Source organism: Sulfitobacter sp. 1A15258, assembly GCF_043557045.1.
GTDB lineage: Bacteria > Pseudomonadota > Alphaproteobacteria > Rhodobacterales > Rhodobacteraceae > Sulfitobacter > Sulfitobacter faviae.
This window is the reverse complement of sequence record NZ_JBIFFK010000001.1, coordinates 372,432-387,565: the sequence shown is the minus strand read 5'-3', so window position 1 is coordinate 387,565 and position 15,134 is coordinate 372,432. Positions and strand designations below refer to the sequence as shown.

16 protein-coding genes are annotated in these 15,134 nt (G+C 63.4%); 6 read left to right on the top strand and 10 right to left on the bottom strand.

Translation table 11 applies throughout. The features are described from left to right. Positions 1–63: 63 nt before the first annotated feature. The 4 genes from ACGYK9_RS01940 to ACGYK9_RS01925 all read right to left on the bottom strand — a co-directional run bounded on the left by ACGYK9_RS01940 (position 64) and on the right by ACGYK9_RS01925 (position 3,117). The gene (locus ACGYK9_RS01940; protein ID WP_394407918.1) at positions 64–1,035 is read right to left on the bottom strand and encodes a beta-ketoacyl-ACP synthase III; all 972 of its coding nucleotides are present in this window, start codon (positions 1,033–1,035) and stop codon (positions 64–66) included. Further along, positions 1,032–2,108, bottom strand: coding sequence for a phosphate acyltransferase PlsX (gene plsX, locus ACGYK9_RS01935; RefSeq protein WP_271687173.1), 1,077 nt, complete (start codon positions 2,106–2,108; stop codon positions 1,032–1,034). The genes ACGYK9_RS01940 and plsX overlap by 4 nt, the downstream gene beginning before the upstream one ends. Before the next feature lie 50 nt (positions 2,109–2,158). Next, positions 2,159–2,365 carry a 50S ribosomal protein L32 gene (gene rpmF / locus ACGYK9_RS01930; RefSeq protein WP_067265873.1) on the bottom strand — a complete coding sequence of 69 codons (207 nt, stop codon included), beginning with the start codon at positions 2,363–2,365 and terminating at the stop codon, positions 2,159–2,161. 200 nt (positions 2,366–2,565) lie between these two features. After that, positions 2,566–3,117, bottom strand: a complete 552-nt coding sequence (locus ACGYK9_RS01925) for a YceD family protein (RefSeq protein WP_394407915.1) — start codon at positions 3,115–3,117, stop codon at positions 2,566–2,568. Positions 3,118–3,207: 90 nt separating this feature from the next. On the opposite strand from ACGYK9_RS01925, the gene ACGYK9_RS01920 reads away from it, so the two are divergent. The 3 genes from ACGYK9_RS01920 (at position 3,208) to ACGYK9_RS01910 (ending at position 6,321) form a co-directional block, all read left to right on the top strand. Continuing rightward, positions 3,208–3,672, top strand: a complete 465-nt coding sequence (locus tag ACGYK9_RS01920) for an outer membrane protein assembly factor BamE (protein WP_067265877.1) — start codon at positions 3,208–3,210, stop codon at positions 3,670–3,672. Between the two features lie 62 nt (positions 3,673–3,734). Next, positions 3,735–4,454 (top strand): GNAT family N-acetyltransferase, encoded by a 720-nt coding sequence (locus ACGYK9_RS01915; protein WP_394407912.1) that lies wholly within the window; start codon positions 3,735–3,737, stop codon positions 4,452–4,454. Between the two features lie 55 nt (positions 4,455–4,509). Then, positions 4,510–6,321 carry an ABC-F family ATP-binding cassette domain-containing protein gene (locus tag ACGYK9_RS01910; protein ID WP_394407909.1) on the top strand — a complete coding sequence of 604 codons (1,812 nt, stop codon included), beginning with the start codon at positions 4,510–4,512 and terminating at the stop codon, positions 6,319–6,321. Here the strand turns inward: ACGYK9_RS01910 and ACGYK9_RS01905 are convergent. The 3 genes from ACGYK9_RS01905 to tyrS all read right to left on the bottom strand — a co-directional run bounded on the left by ACGYK9_RS01905 (position 6,318) and on the right by tyrS (position 9,072). Next, complete coding sequence (locus ACGYK9_RS01905) at positions 6,318–6,929, bottom strand: hypothetical protein (RefSeq protein ID WP_394407906.1); 612 nt, start codon at positions 6,927–6,929, stop codon at positions 6,318–6,320. The two genes, ACGYK9_RS01910 and ACGYK9_RS01905, sit on opposite strands and share 4 nt — an antisense overlap. After that, complete coding sequence (locus ACGYK9_RS01900; protein ID WP_209217712.1) at positions 6,929–7,684, bottom strand: 3-hydroxyacyl-CoA dehydrogenase; 756 nt, start codon at positions 7,682–7,684, stop codon at positions 6,929–6,931. The genes ACGYK9_RS01905 and ACGYK9_RS01900 overlap by 1 nt, the downstream gene beginning before the upstream one ends. A gap of 137 nt (positions 7,685–7,821) precedes the next feature. Then, on the bottom strand, positions 7,822–9,072 hold the full coding sequence (gene tyrS, locus ACGYK9_RS01895; protein ID WP_209217713.1) for a tyrosine--tRNA ligase: 1,251 nt from the start codon (positions 9,070–9,072) through the stop codon (positions 7,822–7,824). 66 nt (positions 9,073–9,138) lie between these two features. Here tyrS and ACGYK9_RS01890 point away from each other — a divergent pair, with 66 nt between their 5' ends. Together ACGYK9_RS01890 and ACGYK9_RS01885 are read left to right on the top strand one after the other, a co-directional pair. Next, a complete protein-coding gene (locus ACGYK9_RS01890; RefSeq protein WP_394407902.1) occupies positions 9,139–10,266 on the top strand; it encodes an anhydro-N-acetylmuramic acid kinase in 1,128 nt (375 codons plus the stop codon). Between the two features lie 233 nt (positions 10,267–10,499). Next, a complete protein-coding gene (locus ACGYK9_RS01885) occupies positions 10,500–11,138 on the top strand; it encodes a hypothetical protein (protein WP_394407899.1) in 639 nt (212 codons plus the stop codon). 49 nt (positions 11,139–11,187) lie between these two features. Here ACGYK9_RS01885 and ACGYK9_RS01880 read toward each other — a convergent pair whose 3' ends face one another. From ACGYK9_RS01880 to ACGYK9_RS01870, 3 genes are read right to left on the bottom strand one after another with little or no spacing between them, the layout of a single operon-like run. Next, on the bottom strand, positions 11,188–11,724 hold the full coding sequence (locus ACGYK9_RS01880; protein WP_394407896.1) for a GNAT family N-acetyltransferase: 537 nt from the start codon (positions 11,722–11,724) through the stop codon (positions 11,188–11,190). After that, positions 11,724–13,001 (bottom strand): phosphopyruvate hydratase, encoded by a 1,278-nt coding sequence (gene eno, locus ACGYK9_RS01875; protein WP_394407893.1) that lies wholly within the window; start codon positions 12,999–13,001, stop codon positions 11,724–11,726. The genes ACGYK9_RS01880 and eno overlap by 1 nt, the downstream gene beginning before the upstream one ends. A 33-nt stretch (positions 13,002–13,034) precedes the next feature. Further along, positions 13,035–13,937, bottom strand: coding sequence for a DMT family transporter (locus tag ACGYK9_RS01870; protein ID WP_394407890.1), 903 nt, complete (start codon positions 13,935–13,937; stop codon positions 13,035–13,037). Positions 13,938–14,067: 130 nt separating this feature from the next. Between ACGYK9_RS01870 and ACGYK9_RS01865 the strand changes: the two genes are divergently transcribed. Then, the gene (locus tag ACGYK9_RS01865) at positions 14,068–15,129 is read left to right on the top strand and encodes an AbrB family transcriptional regulator (protein ID WP_394407887.1); all 1,062 of its coding nucleotides are present in this window, start codon (positions 14,068–14,070) and stop codon (positions 15,127–15,129) included. Positions 15,130–15,134 lie beyond the last annotated feature (5 nt).

Genomic DNA, 15,134 nt, shown 5'->3' with positions numbered 1-15,134 from the left:
AGTCAACATCAATGCCCGGATCGAGCACGATTCGGCAGAGATTTTCCGCGTTAGCTCAGGGACTTACCAGCGCAGGACAACAGAGCCCCAAGCCAGACCGCCGCCAATGGCTTCGGTGACGATCAGATCGCCCCTGTTGATCTGACCACGCTCACGGCCCACCGACAGCGCCAGCGGGATCGAGGCGGCAGAGGTGTTGCCGTGGTCCTGCACGGTCACGACAATGCGCTCCATCGGCAGGTTCAATTTCTTCGCGGTGCCTTGGATGATACGGATGTTGGCCTGATGCGGCACGATCCAATCCACATCTTCGGCGCTGACGCCGGCGCGGTCCATGGCGGTATTGGCCGTGGCGGCGAGTTTTTCGACCGCGTGGCGGAACACCTGATTTCCCTGCATCCGCAGATAGCCGGTGGTGCCGGTGCTGACGCCACCATCGACGTAGAGCAACTCGCGGTAGCGCCCGTCGGAATTCAGGTCAGTCGCGAGGATCCCGCGATCCTCGGGCGTGCCTTGTCCATCCTGCGCCTCAAGCAGCAGCGCGCCTGCGCCGTCGCCGAAAAGCACACAGGTCGACCGGTCGGTCCAGTCCATGATGCGGCTGAACGTCTCGGCCCCGATCACCAGCACATTGCGCGCCTGACCGGAAACGATAAGCGCATTGGCGTTCGCCAGCGCATAGACAAAACCCGCGCAAACCGCCTGCACGTCAAAGGCAAAACCATTGGTCATGCCCAATTCGGCCTGCACCATGGTCGCGGCCGACGGGAAGGTCAGGTCGGGTGTGGAGGTGGCCACGACGATCGCGTCAACATCAGAGACATTGCGCCCTGCGTCTTCGAGCGCCTTGCGTGCGGCGGCGCTGGCCATGGAAGAGGTCGTTTCACCTTCGGCGGCGAAGTGGCGGCGTTCGATGCCCGAGCGCGAGCGGATCCATTCGTCATTCGTGTCGAGGGTCGCTTCAAATTCGGCATTTTCCACGACACGGGCGGGCAGGTAGTGGCCACAACCAGTGACAACGGCGCGCAGGCTCATTTGACGGACTCCTCAGCTGGCAGCGTCGCAGCGACGCGAGCGGCTAGCTTGTCATTGAATTTATTCTGCGACAACTGCGCGGCGAGTTTGATCGCAGCGGAGATGCCAGTCGCATCGGCGGAGCCGTGCGATTTCACCACCGTGCCGTTCAGACCCAGAAAGACGCCGCCGTTCACACGGCGCGGGTCGATCTTTTTGCTGAGACGGCGCAGAGAGGTATAGGCCAGCAGCGAGGCGAGCCGCGACAGGGGCGAGTATTTGAACGCTTCGCGCAGCCTGTCGCCGATCATGCTGGCCGTGCCTTCGCCGGTCTTGATCGCGACATTGCCGGTGAACCCATCGGTCACGATGACATCGGCGCGGTTGCCCGAGATATCGCCGCCCTCAACGAAACCGACGAATTCAAACCCGGTGGCATCGCCTTGGGCGCGAATCAAATCATAGGCTTCTTTGAGTTCGGTGCGGCCCTTATGCTCTTCGGTGCCGACATTCAGCAGCCCCACGCGGGGGCGCTGCAAATCCATACCGTTGCGGGCGTAGGAGGTGCCCATCAGCGCGAAACGCAACAGATCATCGGCGTCGGCGCGCACATCGGCGCCCACGTCGAGCATCACGTTGAAACCCTGCGGGTTGGAAGAGGGGTAGAGCACCGCAATCGCAGGGCGATTCACGCCCGGCAATTTTCGCAGCCGTATCATCGACATCGCCATCAGCGCGCCGGTATTGCCGCAAGAGACAGCCACAGCCGCCTCTCCGCTGCGCACGGATTCGATGGCAGACCACATGGAACTGTCTTTGCCGGTGCGCACGACTTGGCTGGGCTTGTCGTCCATCGTGACCACATCCGTGGCGTGACGTATCTCGCAACGGTCCGACAACTCACCACGTTTGGCGATCAAAGGCTCCAACTGATCACGGGGACCATGCAGGATAAAACCGATATCGGGATTTGCTGTCGCAGAAAGCGCACACCCGGCAACAACTGCTGCCGGGCCTTCGTCACCCCCCATCGCGTCGACCGAGATCAGGGTGTGTCCGGCTTTCGCGTTGGGGTGATCGGGCTGGGCCGTCATCAGTGCGAATGCCTCACTGCCTAAGAGAAAACCTTAAAAACTACCGCAGCTTATGCTGCGTCGTCTTCCAGGTCCACTTCTTCGGTCAGGGCGACAACTTCGGCGTCGTCATAGTGACCGCAAGCCGCGCAGATGTGGTGGGGGCGCTTCAGCTCACCGCAGTTCGAACATTCGTTCGGGTTCGCCGCAGAAAGCGAATCGTGGGCGCGGCGGTTGTTGCGGCGGGATTTGGATACTTTATTCTGTTGGACAGCCATGTCTGGTGCCTTTGCCTTCGGGGTTGCTGACTTGTCAAAGCAGGCCGCAACCGTGTTTCAATTCGGACCCCGTTTCGGGCGTGACGACGCTTTAGGGCCGCAGCCGCGCAATGTCCAACCTTAATTCGGGTGAGGGCGGCAAAATAACGCGAAACCGGCGCGATGCAAGCGCGAATTTCCGCGCTTTTCCGCCTGTTTCTTTAGGTTTCGTCTTTCTTCAGCGCATCGCGCAGCGCGCCCAAGCCCGCGAAGGGCCGTGCGTCTTCGTCCGTCATCGGCTTTTGCCCCGGTTCGGCATGGACCATCTGGCCCAGTTCGGCATCGCCCTTGCGGGGATATTCCGGCACCTCCAGCGCCAGCGCCTCGATCATGACCTGCGCGGGGTCGATCCATTGGCCCAGAGGCTCTGTCGTATCGTCCTCGGGCATTTCGACCTCCTCTTCGTCGGGGAGTTCGAAATCATGGATGAAGCGGCGGGTAATATCGGCGTCGATCCGCGTGGTCACTGGCTCAAGCGTGACGACGCAGGGCTGCACCACGGTCGCGCCCAGTTTCCCGTCCAGCTGCCAGTCCTGTTTGCCGAGCGGTTTGATGCTGCCCGAAAAGCTAAGTTTGCGCAGGGCCGAGAGATCGAGTTCCTCGGCGATCTGCGCCAGCGCTTCCGCCTCAGGGCGCAGCGCGAACGCGTTTGGCTCCGTCTGGGACAGGTCCGCGACCCGAAGAGCGGTTGGCGTAGGTGATTTGCGCGACATGAGATCCGACTTTCGTTTCTTGTACACTTGGGGTGCCTTGGTGTATGCGAAATAAAAGCCATAATCCGTCAGGGCAAGAGGGCAGACCAAATGCGCAAAACCAAACAGACCGGCAAGACGCACCTCCGGATCGCGGGTATGGGCCTTGCACTGCTTCTGACCGCCTGTAGCCCGCAGTATGAGAACCACGGCTATGTGCCACCGCAAGACCAGCTTGAGCAGGTCGTTGTGGGCAGCGATACCAAAGAAAGCGTCGCGCAGAAGATCGGTGTGCCCACGGTTTCGGGTGTTTTGAGCGATGATAGTTACTATTACGTTAAGATGCGCAAACGCGCTCTTGGCTTCATGGCCCCGAAAGAGATCGAGCGTGAGGTGGTGACCGTCAGTTTCAACGAAGCCGGTGTGGTGTCGAATGTCGAACGCTTCGGGCTTGAACGCGGGCAGGTCGTGCCGCTGTCGCGCCGCGTGACGACATCGCCTGTGGCCGACAACACCTTCCTGCGCCAGCTTCTGGGCAACCTTGGCCGCTTTAGCCCGTCGGCCTTCGGCAGCTAAGTTCCCCTTGGCATGTCCCCGCAGAGGGGCAGGGCCGCGGATAAGCGAAGGCGACCTCGCAGATGACCCAAGCGCCCCCGGGCCGATATCTGACGCGCGAAGCCCTCACGTCCGGGGACATCACCCGGGCGCACACGCTGCGGACGCAGTGTTTTCAGACCGGAACCGCCGACCGTGATGCATTCGACGCGGCAGCACGGCATTTTCTGATCGAGGATCGCGACAGCGGCACATTGGTCTGCTGCTTTCGCCTGACCCGGTTTCAGGGCGCGGAGCTGGCCCAGAGCTATGCCGCGCAGTTTTACGATCTGAGCCGTTTGGAGCGCATGAAAGGCGCCATGCTGGAACTGGGCCGCTTTTGTATCCACCCAGAATGGCAAGACCCCGATATTCAGCGCCTCGCTTGGGGGCAATTGGCGCGGGAAGTCGATGACAGCGGGGCGGCGCTTTTGTTTGGCTGTTCCTCTTTCACGGGCACCGATCCGACCCGCTACCGCGATGCCTTTGCCCTATTGAAACAGCAGCATCTTGCCCCCGCGGAATGGCGCCCCCGCGTCAGGGCGGCTGAGGTCCACCCCTATGCCCGCGACCGCCACAGCCCCGATCCGCGGCGCGCGCGCCAGCAAATCCCGCCGCTGCTGCGCAGCTATCTGGCGATGGGGGGCTGGGTCAGCGATCACGCCGTGATCGATCGGCAAATGGGCACGCTGCATGTCTTCACCGGGCTGGAGATCGCCGGGATCCCGCCCAACCGCGCGCGGCTTTTGCGGGCGCTGGCCTGAAGCCGCACCGCCTTTGGACATTGACCTTGCCCGCGCCGAAAGATAGCTGGCAGGCATGGCACGCGCACCCCTTTTACAACTCACCGACATTTCGCTGACCTTTGGTGGCGATCCTGTTTTCGAAGACCTCTCCCTCGTGGTTCAGACCGGCGATCGGTTGGCCTTGGTGGGCCGCAACGGCTCGGGCAAATCGACGCTGATGAAGGTCATGGCCGGGCTGGTAGAGCCCGACAGCGGGGCGGTTGTGGCCGGGCCCGGCGTCTCGGTCGGCTATATGGAGCAGGAGCCGGACCTCTCGGGCTTTGAGACGCTTGGCGACTTCGCGGCCCATGGGCTGGATCCGGGTGAGATGTATAAGGTGGAACGGGCAGGCGAGGGGTTGAAGTTTGACCCCGCACGCCCTGTGGCCACCGCATCAGGCGGGGAGCGTCGCCGCGCGGCACTGGCGCGGCTGATGGCCGAAGAGCCGGAGCTGATGCTGCTGGACGAGCCGACCAACCACCTGGACATCGAAGCCATCGCATGGCTCGAATCCGAGCTAAAGGGCACCCGCACCGCCTTTGTCATTATCAGCCACGACCGCGCCTTCCTGCGCGAACTGACCCGCGCGACTCTCTGGGTCGACCGCGGCACCGTGCGCCGCCAGGACATCGGCTTTGAAGGGTTCGAGGCATGGCGCGATCAGGTCTGGGAAGAAGAGGACATGCAGCGCCACAAGCTGAACCGCAAGATCAAGGCCGAGGCGCGTTGGGCGGTCGAGGGGATCTCGGCCCGGCGCAAGCGCAATCAGGGCCGGGTGCGCGCGCTTCAAGAGTTGCGCGCTGAACGCTCGGCGCAGATCAAACGGCAGGGCACGGCAGCCATGGCGCTGGAGGCCGGGCCGAAGTCAGGCCGCAAGGTGATCGAAGCGAGCGGTATCGCCAAGAAATTCGGCGACAAACAGATCCTGCGCGACTTTTCGATCACTGTGCAGCGCGGCGACCGGATCGCGCTGGTGGGGCCAAACGGCGTGGGCAAGACCACGTTGTTGAACATGCTGATCGGCAAAGAACAGCCCGACGCGGGCGAGATCAAACTGGGCACCAATCTGGAACTCGCGCTGTTCGATCAGGCGCGCGCACAGCTTGATGGGGACATGACCCTTTGGGACAGCCTCACCGGCGATCCCGAGATGCGCGTCTCGGGCAAGGCCGATCAGGTGCTGGTGCGGGGTCAGCCGAAACATGTGGTCGGATACCTCAAGGAATTCCTTTTCGATGAAGCTCAGGCCCGCGCGCCGGTCCGCTCGCTTTCGGGGGGCGAAAAGGCGCGGCTGCTCTTGGCCAAGATCATGGCGCGCTCCTCGAACCTTTTGGTGCTCGACGAACCGACGAATGATCTCGACGTTGAGACGCTGGACCTGATGCAGGAACTCTTGGGCACCTATGACGGCACCGTGCTGCTGGTCAGCCACGACCGTGACTTCCTCGACCGGGTGGCGGCGACCACCATCGCGATGGAAGGCGATGGCCGCGCCACGGTCTATGCGGGCGGCTGGTCCGATTATCTGGCACAGCGCGGGCAGGATGATTTCGCCCAAAGCGTGGTTAAACCCAAGCCGAGCAAACCCGAGCCGAAGGCGGAGAAAAAGCAATCCGCGGGCGGGCTCAGCTTTACCGAAAAACACCGGCTCGAAGCCTTGCCTGCTGAGATCGAGCGATTGGAGGCCGAGATTGGCAAGCTCGAAGAACTGCTTAGCGATGCGGAGCTTTTCACCCGCGAGCCGGTGAAGTTTCAGAAAGCCACCGATGCGCTGGTGCAGCGGCATGAAAAGCTCTCTAACGCCGAAGAAGAGTGGATGGCGCTTGAGGAGAAGGCGCAGGGTTAACCCCGCGCTTCTGCCAAGGCGATCTGCGGGCCGTAGCCGTTGCGGAATGCCGCGACGATGCTCGGCGGGGTGAGGAGGGTAACGCGGCCCTGCGGGCGTCGCTGCGCAGCCCCGTAGCCCTCCGGCGCATAGGGGTGAAGGGCATCGCCGAGAAGCACGCCGCTCTGGCCGTCGTGATCCAAGACGAAACTGCCGTCGGGCAGATCGGCCGCTTCTACATCCCCATGGCGGCGCTGACGAAAAACGCGCGGCACGGCGCGTTCTGCGTGCAACTGACGGTCCAGATCCGCGGCGGGGCCGGGGAGGTCGCAACACGCGCGAAACCGTCGATAATCCGCAGCCCGGCATTCCGCGCAGGGGCGGTGACCGGCGGCAAAGGCCACGGCCTCATCAAGAAAGAACAGCTCGGTATAGTGGCGGGGGGCCATCAGCTTGCGACGGCGCCCCTTGAATCTGAGCCGACAGCAGACCCAATTCTGATGCGCCCAACGGCGTTTGGGGTGCAGGCCGTTTTCGTCATGCAGGATGCCACGGTTGCCCATGAAGCTGCCCCGCGCCGGGTGGGCGATGATCTCCCCATCAGGTTGCACGCGGTTTTGCAGCGGCATCAGCGCATCCTGAGCGCGCCGTCGAGGCGGATCACCTCACCATTGAGATAGCCCATTTCGACGATGAACCCGGCCAGCCGTCCGTATTCCGCCGGATCACCCAGGCGCGGCGGGTTGGGCACATCCTTGGCTAATTCGGCCTGCACCTCTTCCGGCAGCCCGGCCAACATCGGCGTTTTGAAAATCCCAGGCGCGATGGTCATCACGCGAATCCCTTCCTTGGCCAGATCCCGCGCCATCGGTAGGGTCATGCCCGCGATCCCGCCTTTGGAGGCAGCATAGGCGGCTTGGCCCTTCTGCCCGTCGAAGGCGGCGATGGAGGCGGTGTTGATGATCACCCCGCGCGCGCCGTCGTCTTCGGGGGTGTTCTTGGCCATGGCCACCGCCGCCAGCCGCGCCACGTTAAAGCTGCCGACGAGGTTGATGTCGATGGTGCGTTGAAAGGCGTCGAGCGGATGCGGCCCGTCGCGGCCCGTGGTTTTGATCCCAAGTGCGATGCCCGCGCAATTCACCGCCGCGGTGATCCAGCCCATCTTTTCTTGGGCATAGTCCACCGCTTCCTGCACCGAGGTCTCATCCGTCACATCGGTCAAGACGTAGTGGCCGCCGATCTCTTTCGCGATGGCTTCGCCCCGGGCAGCGTCACGGTCCAACAGGGTGACCTGCGCGCCCTGCGACGCAAAATAGCGCGCCGTGGCTTCGCCAAGCCCCGAGGCACCCCCGGTGATGATGGCGGCTGTACTGTCTAGTTTCATGATGGCTCCCCCCCCCGATATGAACACTTGTTCAGTTCAGCACGAAGTCTCACCCCATGCAAGAGATGCCGTTGCGGCGGCTTTAGGGCGGCGGGAGTGGGGAAGACGGGGCAGACCGAAGCCCGCCCCGTGAGAGATCAGCCGACCTGCACCAGCGCATGGCGCTTCTTGCCCGCGCTGAGTTTGACCGGAGAGGACAGCGCGCCCGCATCCAGCATCAGGCCCGCATCGGTCAGCGGCTTGTCGTCGATCCGTGCGCCGTTCTCAGCGATCAGGCGCTTGGCTTCTTTGCCAGAACCGGCAAGGCCCGATTTCACCAGCAATTGCACAATGGAAACCCCATCGCCCACATCAGCCGCCGACAGGGTCAGGGTGGGCAGGTCATCGCCCACACCGCCTTTTTCAAAGACTTCGCGCGCGGTGGCTTCGGCGTTGCGGGCGGCCTCTTCCCCGTGGAGGAGACCCGTGACCTCATTGGCCAGACGCACCTTTGCCTCGTTGATCTCGGACCCGGCGAGCGCGCCCAGACGGTCGCATTCATCGACCGGCAGCTCGGTGTAGAGCTTGAGGAAACGACCCACATCGGCATCGGTGCAATTGCGCCAGAACTGCCAGAACTCATAAGGGCTCAGCATATCGCCATTGAGCCAGACCGCACCGCCCGCCGATTTGCCCATCTTCTTGCCGTCGCTGGTGGTCAAGAGCGGTGACGTCAGGCCGTAAACCTCCCCATCGATCACCCGGCGCGTCAGGTCGATGCCGTTGACGATATTGCCCCATTGATCCGACCCGCCCATCTGGAGAATGCAACCATAGCGGCGGTGCAGCTCCATAAAGTCATAGGCTTGGAGAATCATGTAGTTGAACTCAAGGAAAGACAGCGACTGCTCGCGGTCCAGACGGGATTTCACGCTCTCAAAGCTCAGCATCCGGTTAATCGAGAAATGCCGCCCGATGTCGCGCAGGAAGTCGAGGTAGTTCAACCCGTCGAGCCATTCCGCGTTGTTCAGCATCAGGGCACCAGTCTCGCCCTCGCCGTAATCAAGGTATTGCGCAAAGACCTGACGGATGCCTTCGATATTGTCGTCGATCGCCTCGGGCGTCAGCAGCGGGCGTTCGTCCGAGCGGAAGGAGGGATCGCCCACCTTGGTCGTGCCGCCACCCATCAGGGTGATCGGCTTGCCGCCACATTTCTGCAGCCAGCGCAGCATCATGATATTGACCAGATGCCCCACATGCAGAGACTTGGCCGTGGCGTCATAGCCCACATAGGCCGGGGCCGCGCCTTTCAGCAGGGCTTCGTCCAACCCCTGATAATCGGTGCAATCGGCCAGAAAGCCGCGCTGCATCATCGTGTGGATGAACTCCGATTTGGGATGGTATGTCATGGTGACTTGCCTCAAAACTGTATTGCGGGGCAATCTATATGCGCACGAGCGGCAAAGGAAAAGGCCATGAATAGGGCCATGCACAGGCAAGATGCCGGAACCGAAGTGGTGACGGCTTTGGGAATGATGTCGGGCACCTCTCTGGATGGGGTGGACGCCGCTATTTTGCGCACCGATGGGCAGGGCATCGCCAGCTTTGGCCGCAGCGCCTACCGCAGCTATGCCGCCGAAGAGCGGCGCGTGATCGCCGCGGGCTTCGGCAAGTGGCACGGGGCCGAGGTTGAGGAAGCCGCCAAGGCGGTGGAGGCCGCGCATCTGGCGCTCTTGGCCGACCTGCTGAAGGATGAGGCCGAAGTCGAACTCATAGGGTTCCACGGCCAGACGTTGGCCCACGCCCCGCGCCTGCAGGGCACATTGCAGGTCGGTGACGGCGCGCTGTTGGCGCGTGAGATTGGCCTGCCCGTGGTCTGGGATTTCCGCAGCGCCGATGTTGAACTGGGCGGCGAGGGCGCTCCGCTGGCGCCGTTCTTTCACCATGCCTGCGCGCGTTATGCCGGGCGAACCGGGCCGGTGGCTTTCTTGAACCTTGGCGGCGTCGGCAACCTCACTTGGGTCGACCCGCGCGTCGCCCGCCCCGAAGAAGAGGGCGCGCTGCTGGCCTTTGACACCGGCCCCGCCAATGCGCCGATCAACGATTTGATGCAGACCCGCCTTGGCCAAGACTATGACGAAGGCGGCAAGCTAGCCGCGCGGGGCAGGGTGGAGCAGGGCGCCTTGGAGCTGTTTCTGGCCGAGCCTTATTTCGCGCGCATGCCGCCCAAATCCCTCGACCGAAATGATTTTGCCGAGATGGTGGCCCTTGTGGGTGAGCTCTCCGATGCCGATGCCTGCGCGACCCTCACTGCCATGTGCGCGGCTGGCGTGGCCGAGGCGATGCAGCATTGCCCAGCCCCGCCCGAACGCGTCTATGTGACGGGCGGCGGGCGGCATAACCCGGTGCTGATGCGAATGTTGGATGTCAGCCTCGATTGCCCCGTCACCCCGGTGGAGGAGATCGGCCTCGATGGCGACATGCTGGAGGCGCAGGCCTTTGCCTATCTGGCAGTACGCGTGGCGCGCGGGCTGCCAACCTCGTGCCCCGGCACGACAGGCGTCCGCGCTGCCGTTGGCGGGGGCACCGTCAGCCGGGAGTGAGGTGAGCGGGGCGTTCCCTCACTTTGACGGAAATGTGCCGAAGAAGGATTTTAAGGCCCCAGCGTGCAGCCGCTATGCCGTCATATCGGCAAGAACGCCAATTTGCTACCAAAGTTGCGAAAAATATACCTATAGCGCAATTTTCTTGAAACGCAATCGCGACTTCCCGCGTAGGTTCCCTGTGGGGGCTAAGGGTCGAAGGCATTCGACCGGCTTTGAGAAGGAGATTCGCTATGACTATCTTTCACACAGGTGCTTTCAAAAACAGCCTCGCCGCTACGGCAGTGACGCTCACGCTCGCGCCCGCGGCGCAGGCCGAAATCGGCCTCGGGGTTGGGGTCAGCGTCGGGGGCCATGGCGACCATGGCGGCGCGGATGTCGGTGTCGGTGCTTCGGTTGGCGGCAGTGACGGCATCGGGGCCGGAGTTGGCGCTTCGGTCGGCGGGGGCGACGGTGTGAACGCAGGCGTCGGCGCTTCGGTGGGCGGCGGTGACGGTCTGGGGGCCGGGGCTGGCGTCTCGGTCGGCGGGGGCAGCGGCCACAGCGGGACGGATGACCCCGATAACACCCCCACGGCGACCGCAGGCCGGGCAATCACCGGCGGCGACAACAGTGCCACCACCCCAAGGCCGATCAACATCGCGACCCTCATCGGCGCGCCGGTCTGGAGCAAAGACAGTGTCTTGGTAGGCATGATCGAAGAGGTCGCCCCGGGGCCAAACGGCAAGGTGGACGCGGTGCTGCGCCTCAACGCAGCCCTTGATACCGATCGGGACATCATCCGCATGCGCATCGCGCCGCGCCTGTCGGACCGTGGGGCGCTGAAGCTGGGGTATTCGAAGCAGAAGTTCCTACAGCTCTTCGCTGGGTAAACCGCGCGGCTATAAAAAACGGGGCGGCAATCTGGCCGCCCCGCTTGCGTTAGTCGGCTGGCGCAGCCACGTCCCTCAGCGGCATCTCGAAGAAACAGATCGCATCCCGCGTGAAATCCGGCATCGGTTGATAGGGCCCGCGCTCAACAAACCCAAGCGAGCGATAAAGCGCGCGGGCAGGGGCGAAGCCCACGGAGGTATCAAGATAGACCTTCTCGAACCCGTCCTCCCGTGCTTGATCGACAAGGCGCTGACAGATCGCCCGACCCGCCCCCGTGCCACGGGCCGCATCGGTGACGAAGACGCGTTTGATCTCGCTCTCCGTCTCGGTCAGTGCATGGGACATGCCGCAGCCTAGGGGGATGCCATCCCGCTCGGCCAATAGGATGATGCCGCGTGGGCGGGCGTGTTCCTCGGGCAAGCGCGCCATCAGGGCGCTGTATTTGTCTTGGGGGTAAAAAGTCTCGACGATCCGTTGTTCGGTTGGGCCGAAGTGGTAGAGAAAGTCACGATAGGCCCAGCAGAGGTCCACCACCGCCGCGAGGTCCGCGGCGGTGGTGACAGGGCGGATGGTGAGCGCCGACATCAGCCGCGCAGGATCGAGCAGCCCGCGTATTGAGCGGTCTCGCCCAGCATTTCTTCGATACGGATCAACTGGTTGTACTTCGCCAGTCTGTCAGAACGCGCCAGCGAGCCGGTTTTGATCTGGCCGCAGTTGGTGGCGACTGCAAGGTCGGCAATCGTGGCGTCTTCGGTCTCGCCCGAGCGGTGCGACATGACATTGGTGTAGCCCGCGCGATGCGCGATATCCACGGCTTTGAGGGTCTCGGTCAGGGTGCCGATCTGGTTGACCTTGACCAGCATGGAGTTCGCCGCGCCGCGCTGGATGCCATCGCTCAGACGGGCAGGGTTGGTGACGAAAAGGTCATCGCCCACCAGTTGGACCTTGCCGCCCAGAAGGTCGGTCAGCGCCTTCCAACCGTCCCAATCGTCTTCGGCCATGCCGTCTTCGATGGAGATGATCGGGTAGTCGTTCACGAGCGCCGCGAGGTAGTCGGCGTTCTCTGCGCTCGACAGGGTTTTGCCTTCGCCGGAGAGGACATATTTGCCGTCTTTGTAGTATTCCGTCGCCGCGCAATCGAGGGCGAGATACATGTCTTCGCCCGGTTTGTAGCCTGCTTTTTCGATCGACTTCAGAATGAAATCAAGCGCATCGCGCGAGGAGTTGATGTTCGGGGCAAAGCCGCCTTCGTCGCCGATCCCGGTCGACAGACCCGCGGCAGAAAGCTCTTTCTTCAGCGTGTGGAAGACCTCGGCCCCCATGCGCACGGCTTCGCGGATATTTTCCGCGGCGACCGGCATGATCATGAATTCCTGAATGTCGATCGGGTTGTCGGCATGTTCGCCGCCGTTGATGATGTTCATCATCGGCACCGGCAGAACGCGGGCGGTGGTGCCACCGACGTAGCGGTAGAGCGGCTGCGCGCAGTAGTCCGCCGCCGCCTTGGCCGCGGCCATCGACACGCCCAAGATCGCATTGGCGCCGAGGCGGGATTTATTGTCGGTCCCGTCGAGTTCGATCATCATCTCGTCGATCTCGACCTGTTCCGTCGCCTCGACCCCCACGAGCGCCTCGGCAATCTCGCCATTAACGGCGGCGCAGGCTTCGAGCACGCCTTTGCCCAGATAGCGCGACATGTCGCCATCGCGCCGCTCGTTCGCCTCATAGGCGCCGGTCGAGGCACCGGAGGGGACAGCGGCGCGGCCCATGGTGCCGTCTTCGAGGATAACGTCGACTTCGACCGTCGGGTTGCCCCGGCTGTCGAGGATTTCGCGGGCGTGGATGTCGATGATCGTGCTCATGGGCTTTGTCCTCATGTTCGGGTTTGTGGCGGTTTACCCCGGCAGGCCCGGCTTGGAAAGACCGCGGCGGGGCCGGGGGGTGATTTTGCGTTCGCGCAGCAGGGTATAGACCCCCGAGGCGATGATGATCCCGGCCCCAACCAGCGTCAGGCTGTCGGGGGATTCGTCGAAAACCACGATCCCCGCCACCAGCGCAAAGAGCATGCGTGTATAGCGAAAGGGGGTGACAAAGCTCACCTCGCCCACACGCATGGCGGCGACGATGGCGTAATAGGCCAGCACCCCGATCACCATCGCTCCGGCGAGATAGAGCACCTCGGCCCCGCCGGGCATGGCGGCGGGCGTGCCTGCGGCCAGCATCAGGATCAGCCCTGCGGGGACCAAGACGATAAAGGCCAGAAAGCTAAGCTGCATGGAACTGATGCTTTTGGGAACTTTGCGCGTCGCCAAGTCGCGCAAAGCGAGGCCGATGACACCGGCCACGGCGAAAAGCGACAGCGCGTTGAACCCCTCCAGCCCCGGGCGCACGATCAAGAGCACGCCAAGGAAGCCCACGATGATCGCGCTCCAGCGCCGCCAGCCGACTGGCTCGCCAAGGAACAGCGCCGCACCGAGGGTGACGGCCAGAGGGGTCGCCTGCAAAATAGCCGAGGCCGAAGAGAGCGGCGTCAGCACGATGGCGGTAACGAAACAAAGCGTGCCCAGCACTTCGCCCACGGCACGCAGCAGGATAGGCTGGGTCAGCATATCGGCAGAGAAGAGGCGCTTTCCCTGAATGCGCAGGATCACGGCGAAGATCGCCCCGCCGCCCGCGCCCAAAAGCGCGATGATCTGACCGACGGGAAGCGCATCGCTCGTCAGTTTGACGAACATGTCCTCGACCGCGAAACCGGCCATGGCCAGCACCATCAGCATCGCGCCGCGCAGATTGTCCATGATCACGCCCCTTCATCCCGTGGTATTGCCAGTCGCCCATGAACCTTTTGCGACGAAAGGGCAAGGGCGCGCGATGCGCGTCATGCGTGTGGCGCTGGCGCAGGCTCTACCGGAGTGCTAGCCCTACCGCATGAGATGGCCGATCCCCTCGCTCGCCCCGCGCGACACAGTGCTGACCCTTGCGGCCGGGGCCTTTGGGGCGCTGCTGTTCTGGTGGCTGAATGCGCCGGTCTATATGCTGCTTGGCCCGGTGATCGCGGTGAGTGTCTTAGGCCTGATGGGGGTGCGCACGGCGGTCGATCCGCGGCTGCGGGATGCCTGTTTCGTCGTGCTGGGCATCGCCGTGGGGGCAGGGTTCAACCAAGATGCGGTGAACGCCATGCTGCGCTGGCCACTGGCCTTTGTCTTTATGACCGGGGTGATTTGGGGGATCATGGCGCTGTGCCGTTGGATGCTGGCGCGGTATTTTGGCTTTGACCCACGTTCCGCGCTTCTGGCCTCGGCCCCCGGACATCTGAGTTTCGTCATGGCGATTGCCAGCGACAGCGGGTCGGACGTGCCGCGCATTTCGATCACGCAGTCGGTCCGGCTTTTGGCGCTGACCATCGTCGTGCCTTTCGCGGCTTTGCTGATGGGCGTCGACATGACCGGCAATATCGCCCCTGCGGGCGCGGGGATGAGCCTGCTGTCGATCCTCGTGATGGTCTCCGTCTCCGTTGTTGTGGGGATGATCTTCGCCCGTCTTTCGGTGCCCGCGCCGCTTCTGATGGGGGCGATGGTGGTCTCGGCCCTCGCGCATTTGACAGGGCTGGAAACCGGTGTGCTGCCGGGTTGGCTGACCCTTGTCGCCTATCTCGTGCTCGGCAGCCTCATCGGTACGCGGTTTTCCGGCATCACGCCTGCGCGTCTGGCAAGCGGGCTTGGCGCGGGGCTGGCGATTACCGGCGTGGCGGTGGGTCTGGCGGGCCTTGGCGCGGTGCCGGTGGCCTGGGTGCTTGGGATGCCGCTGGGGCATGTGCTGGTGGCCTTCGCGCCCGGCGGGCTGGAGACGATGATCGCCCTCGGCGCGGTGCTGGCTGTGGTGCCGGGCTTTGTCGCCGCCTGCCACATCATGCGTCTGGTGGTGCTGAGCGTACTGCTGCCCGCCATGCTTTCCCGCGTGGCGAAGCAAGAGCAGAGCGCCGCCGAGTGATCCGG

What these genes read in the sequence shown, in the direction of transcription:
- ACGYK9_RS01940 (WP_394407918.1), bottom strand. Translation starts at nt 1,035, where the DNA reads ATGAGCCTGCGCGCCGTTGTCACTGGTTGTGGCCACTACCTGCCCGCC.
- plsX (WP_271687173.1), bottom strand. Translation starts at nt 2,108, where the DNA reads ATGACGGCCCAGCCCGATCACCCCAACGCGAAAGCCGGACACACCCTG.
- rpmF (WP_067265873.1), bottom strand. Translation starts at nt 2,365, where the DNA reads ATGGCTGTCCAACAGAATAAAGTATCCAAATCCCGCCGCAACAACCGC.
- ACGYK9_RS01925 (WP_394407915.1), bottom strand. Translation starts at nt 3,117, where the DNA reads ATGTCGCGCAAATCACCTACGCCAACCGCTCTTCGGGTCGCGGACCTG.
- ACGYK9_RS01920 (WP_067265877.1), top strand. Translation starts at nt 3,208, where the DNA reads ATGCGCAAAACCAAACAGACCGGCAAGACGCACCTCCGGATCGCGGGT.
- ACGYK9_RS01915 (WP_394407912.1), top strand. Translation starts at nt 3,735, where the DNA reads ATGACCCAAGCGCCCCCGGGCCGATATCTGACGCGCGAAGCCCTCACG.
- ACGYK9_RS01910 (WP_394407909.1), top strand. Translation starts at nt 4,510, where the DNA reads ATGGCACGCGCACCCCTTTTACAACTCACCGACATTTCGCTGACCTTT.
- ACGYK9_RS01905 (WP_394407906.1), bottom strand. Translation starts at nt 6,929, where the DNA reads ATGCCGCTGCAAAACCGCGTGCAACCTGATGGGGAGATCATCGCCCAC.
- ACGYK9_RS01900 (WP_209217712.1), bottom strand. Translation starts at nt 7,684, where the DNA reads ATGAAACTAGACAGTACAGCCGCCATCATCACCGGGGGTGCCTCGGGG.
- tyrS (WP_209217713.1), bottom strand. Translation starts at nt 9,072, where the DNA reads ATGACATACCATCCCAAATCGGAGTTCATCCACACGATGATGCAGCGC.
- ACGYK9_RS01890 (WP_394407902.1), top strand. Translation starts at nt 9,139, where the DNA reads ATGAATAGGGCCATGCACAGGCAAGATGCCGGAACCGAAGTGGTGACG.
- ACGYK9_RS01885 (WP_394407899.1), top strand. Translation starts at nt 10,500, where the DNA reads ATGACTATCTTTCACACAGGTGCTTTCAAAAACAGCCTCGCCGCTACG.
- ACGYK9_RS01880 (WP_394407896.1), bottom strand. Translation starts at nt 11,724, where the DNA reads ATGTCGGCGCTCACCATCCGCCCTGTCACCACCGCCGCGGACCTCGCG.
- eno (WP_394407893.1), bottom strand. Translation starts at nt 13,001, where the DNA reads ATGAGCACGATCATCGACATCCACGCCCGCGAAATCCTCGACAGCCGG.
- ACGYK9_RS01870 (WP_394407890.1), bottom strand. Translation starts at nt 13,937, where the DNA reads ATGGACAATCTGCGCGGCGCGATGCTGATGGTGCTGGCCATGGCCGGT.
- ACGYK9_RS01865 (WP_394407887.1), top strand. Translation starts at nt 14,068, where the DNA reads ATGAGATGGCCGATCCCCTCGCTCGCCCCGCGCGACACAGTGCTGACC.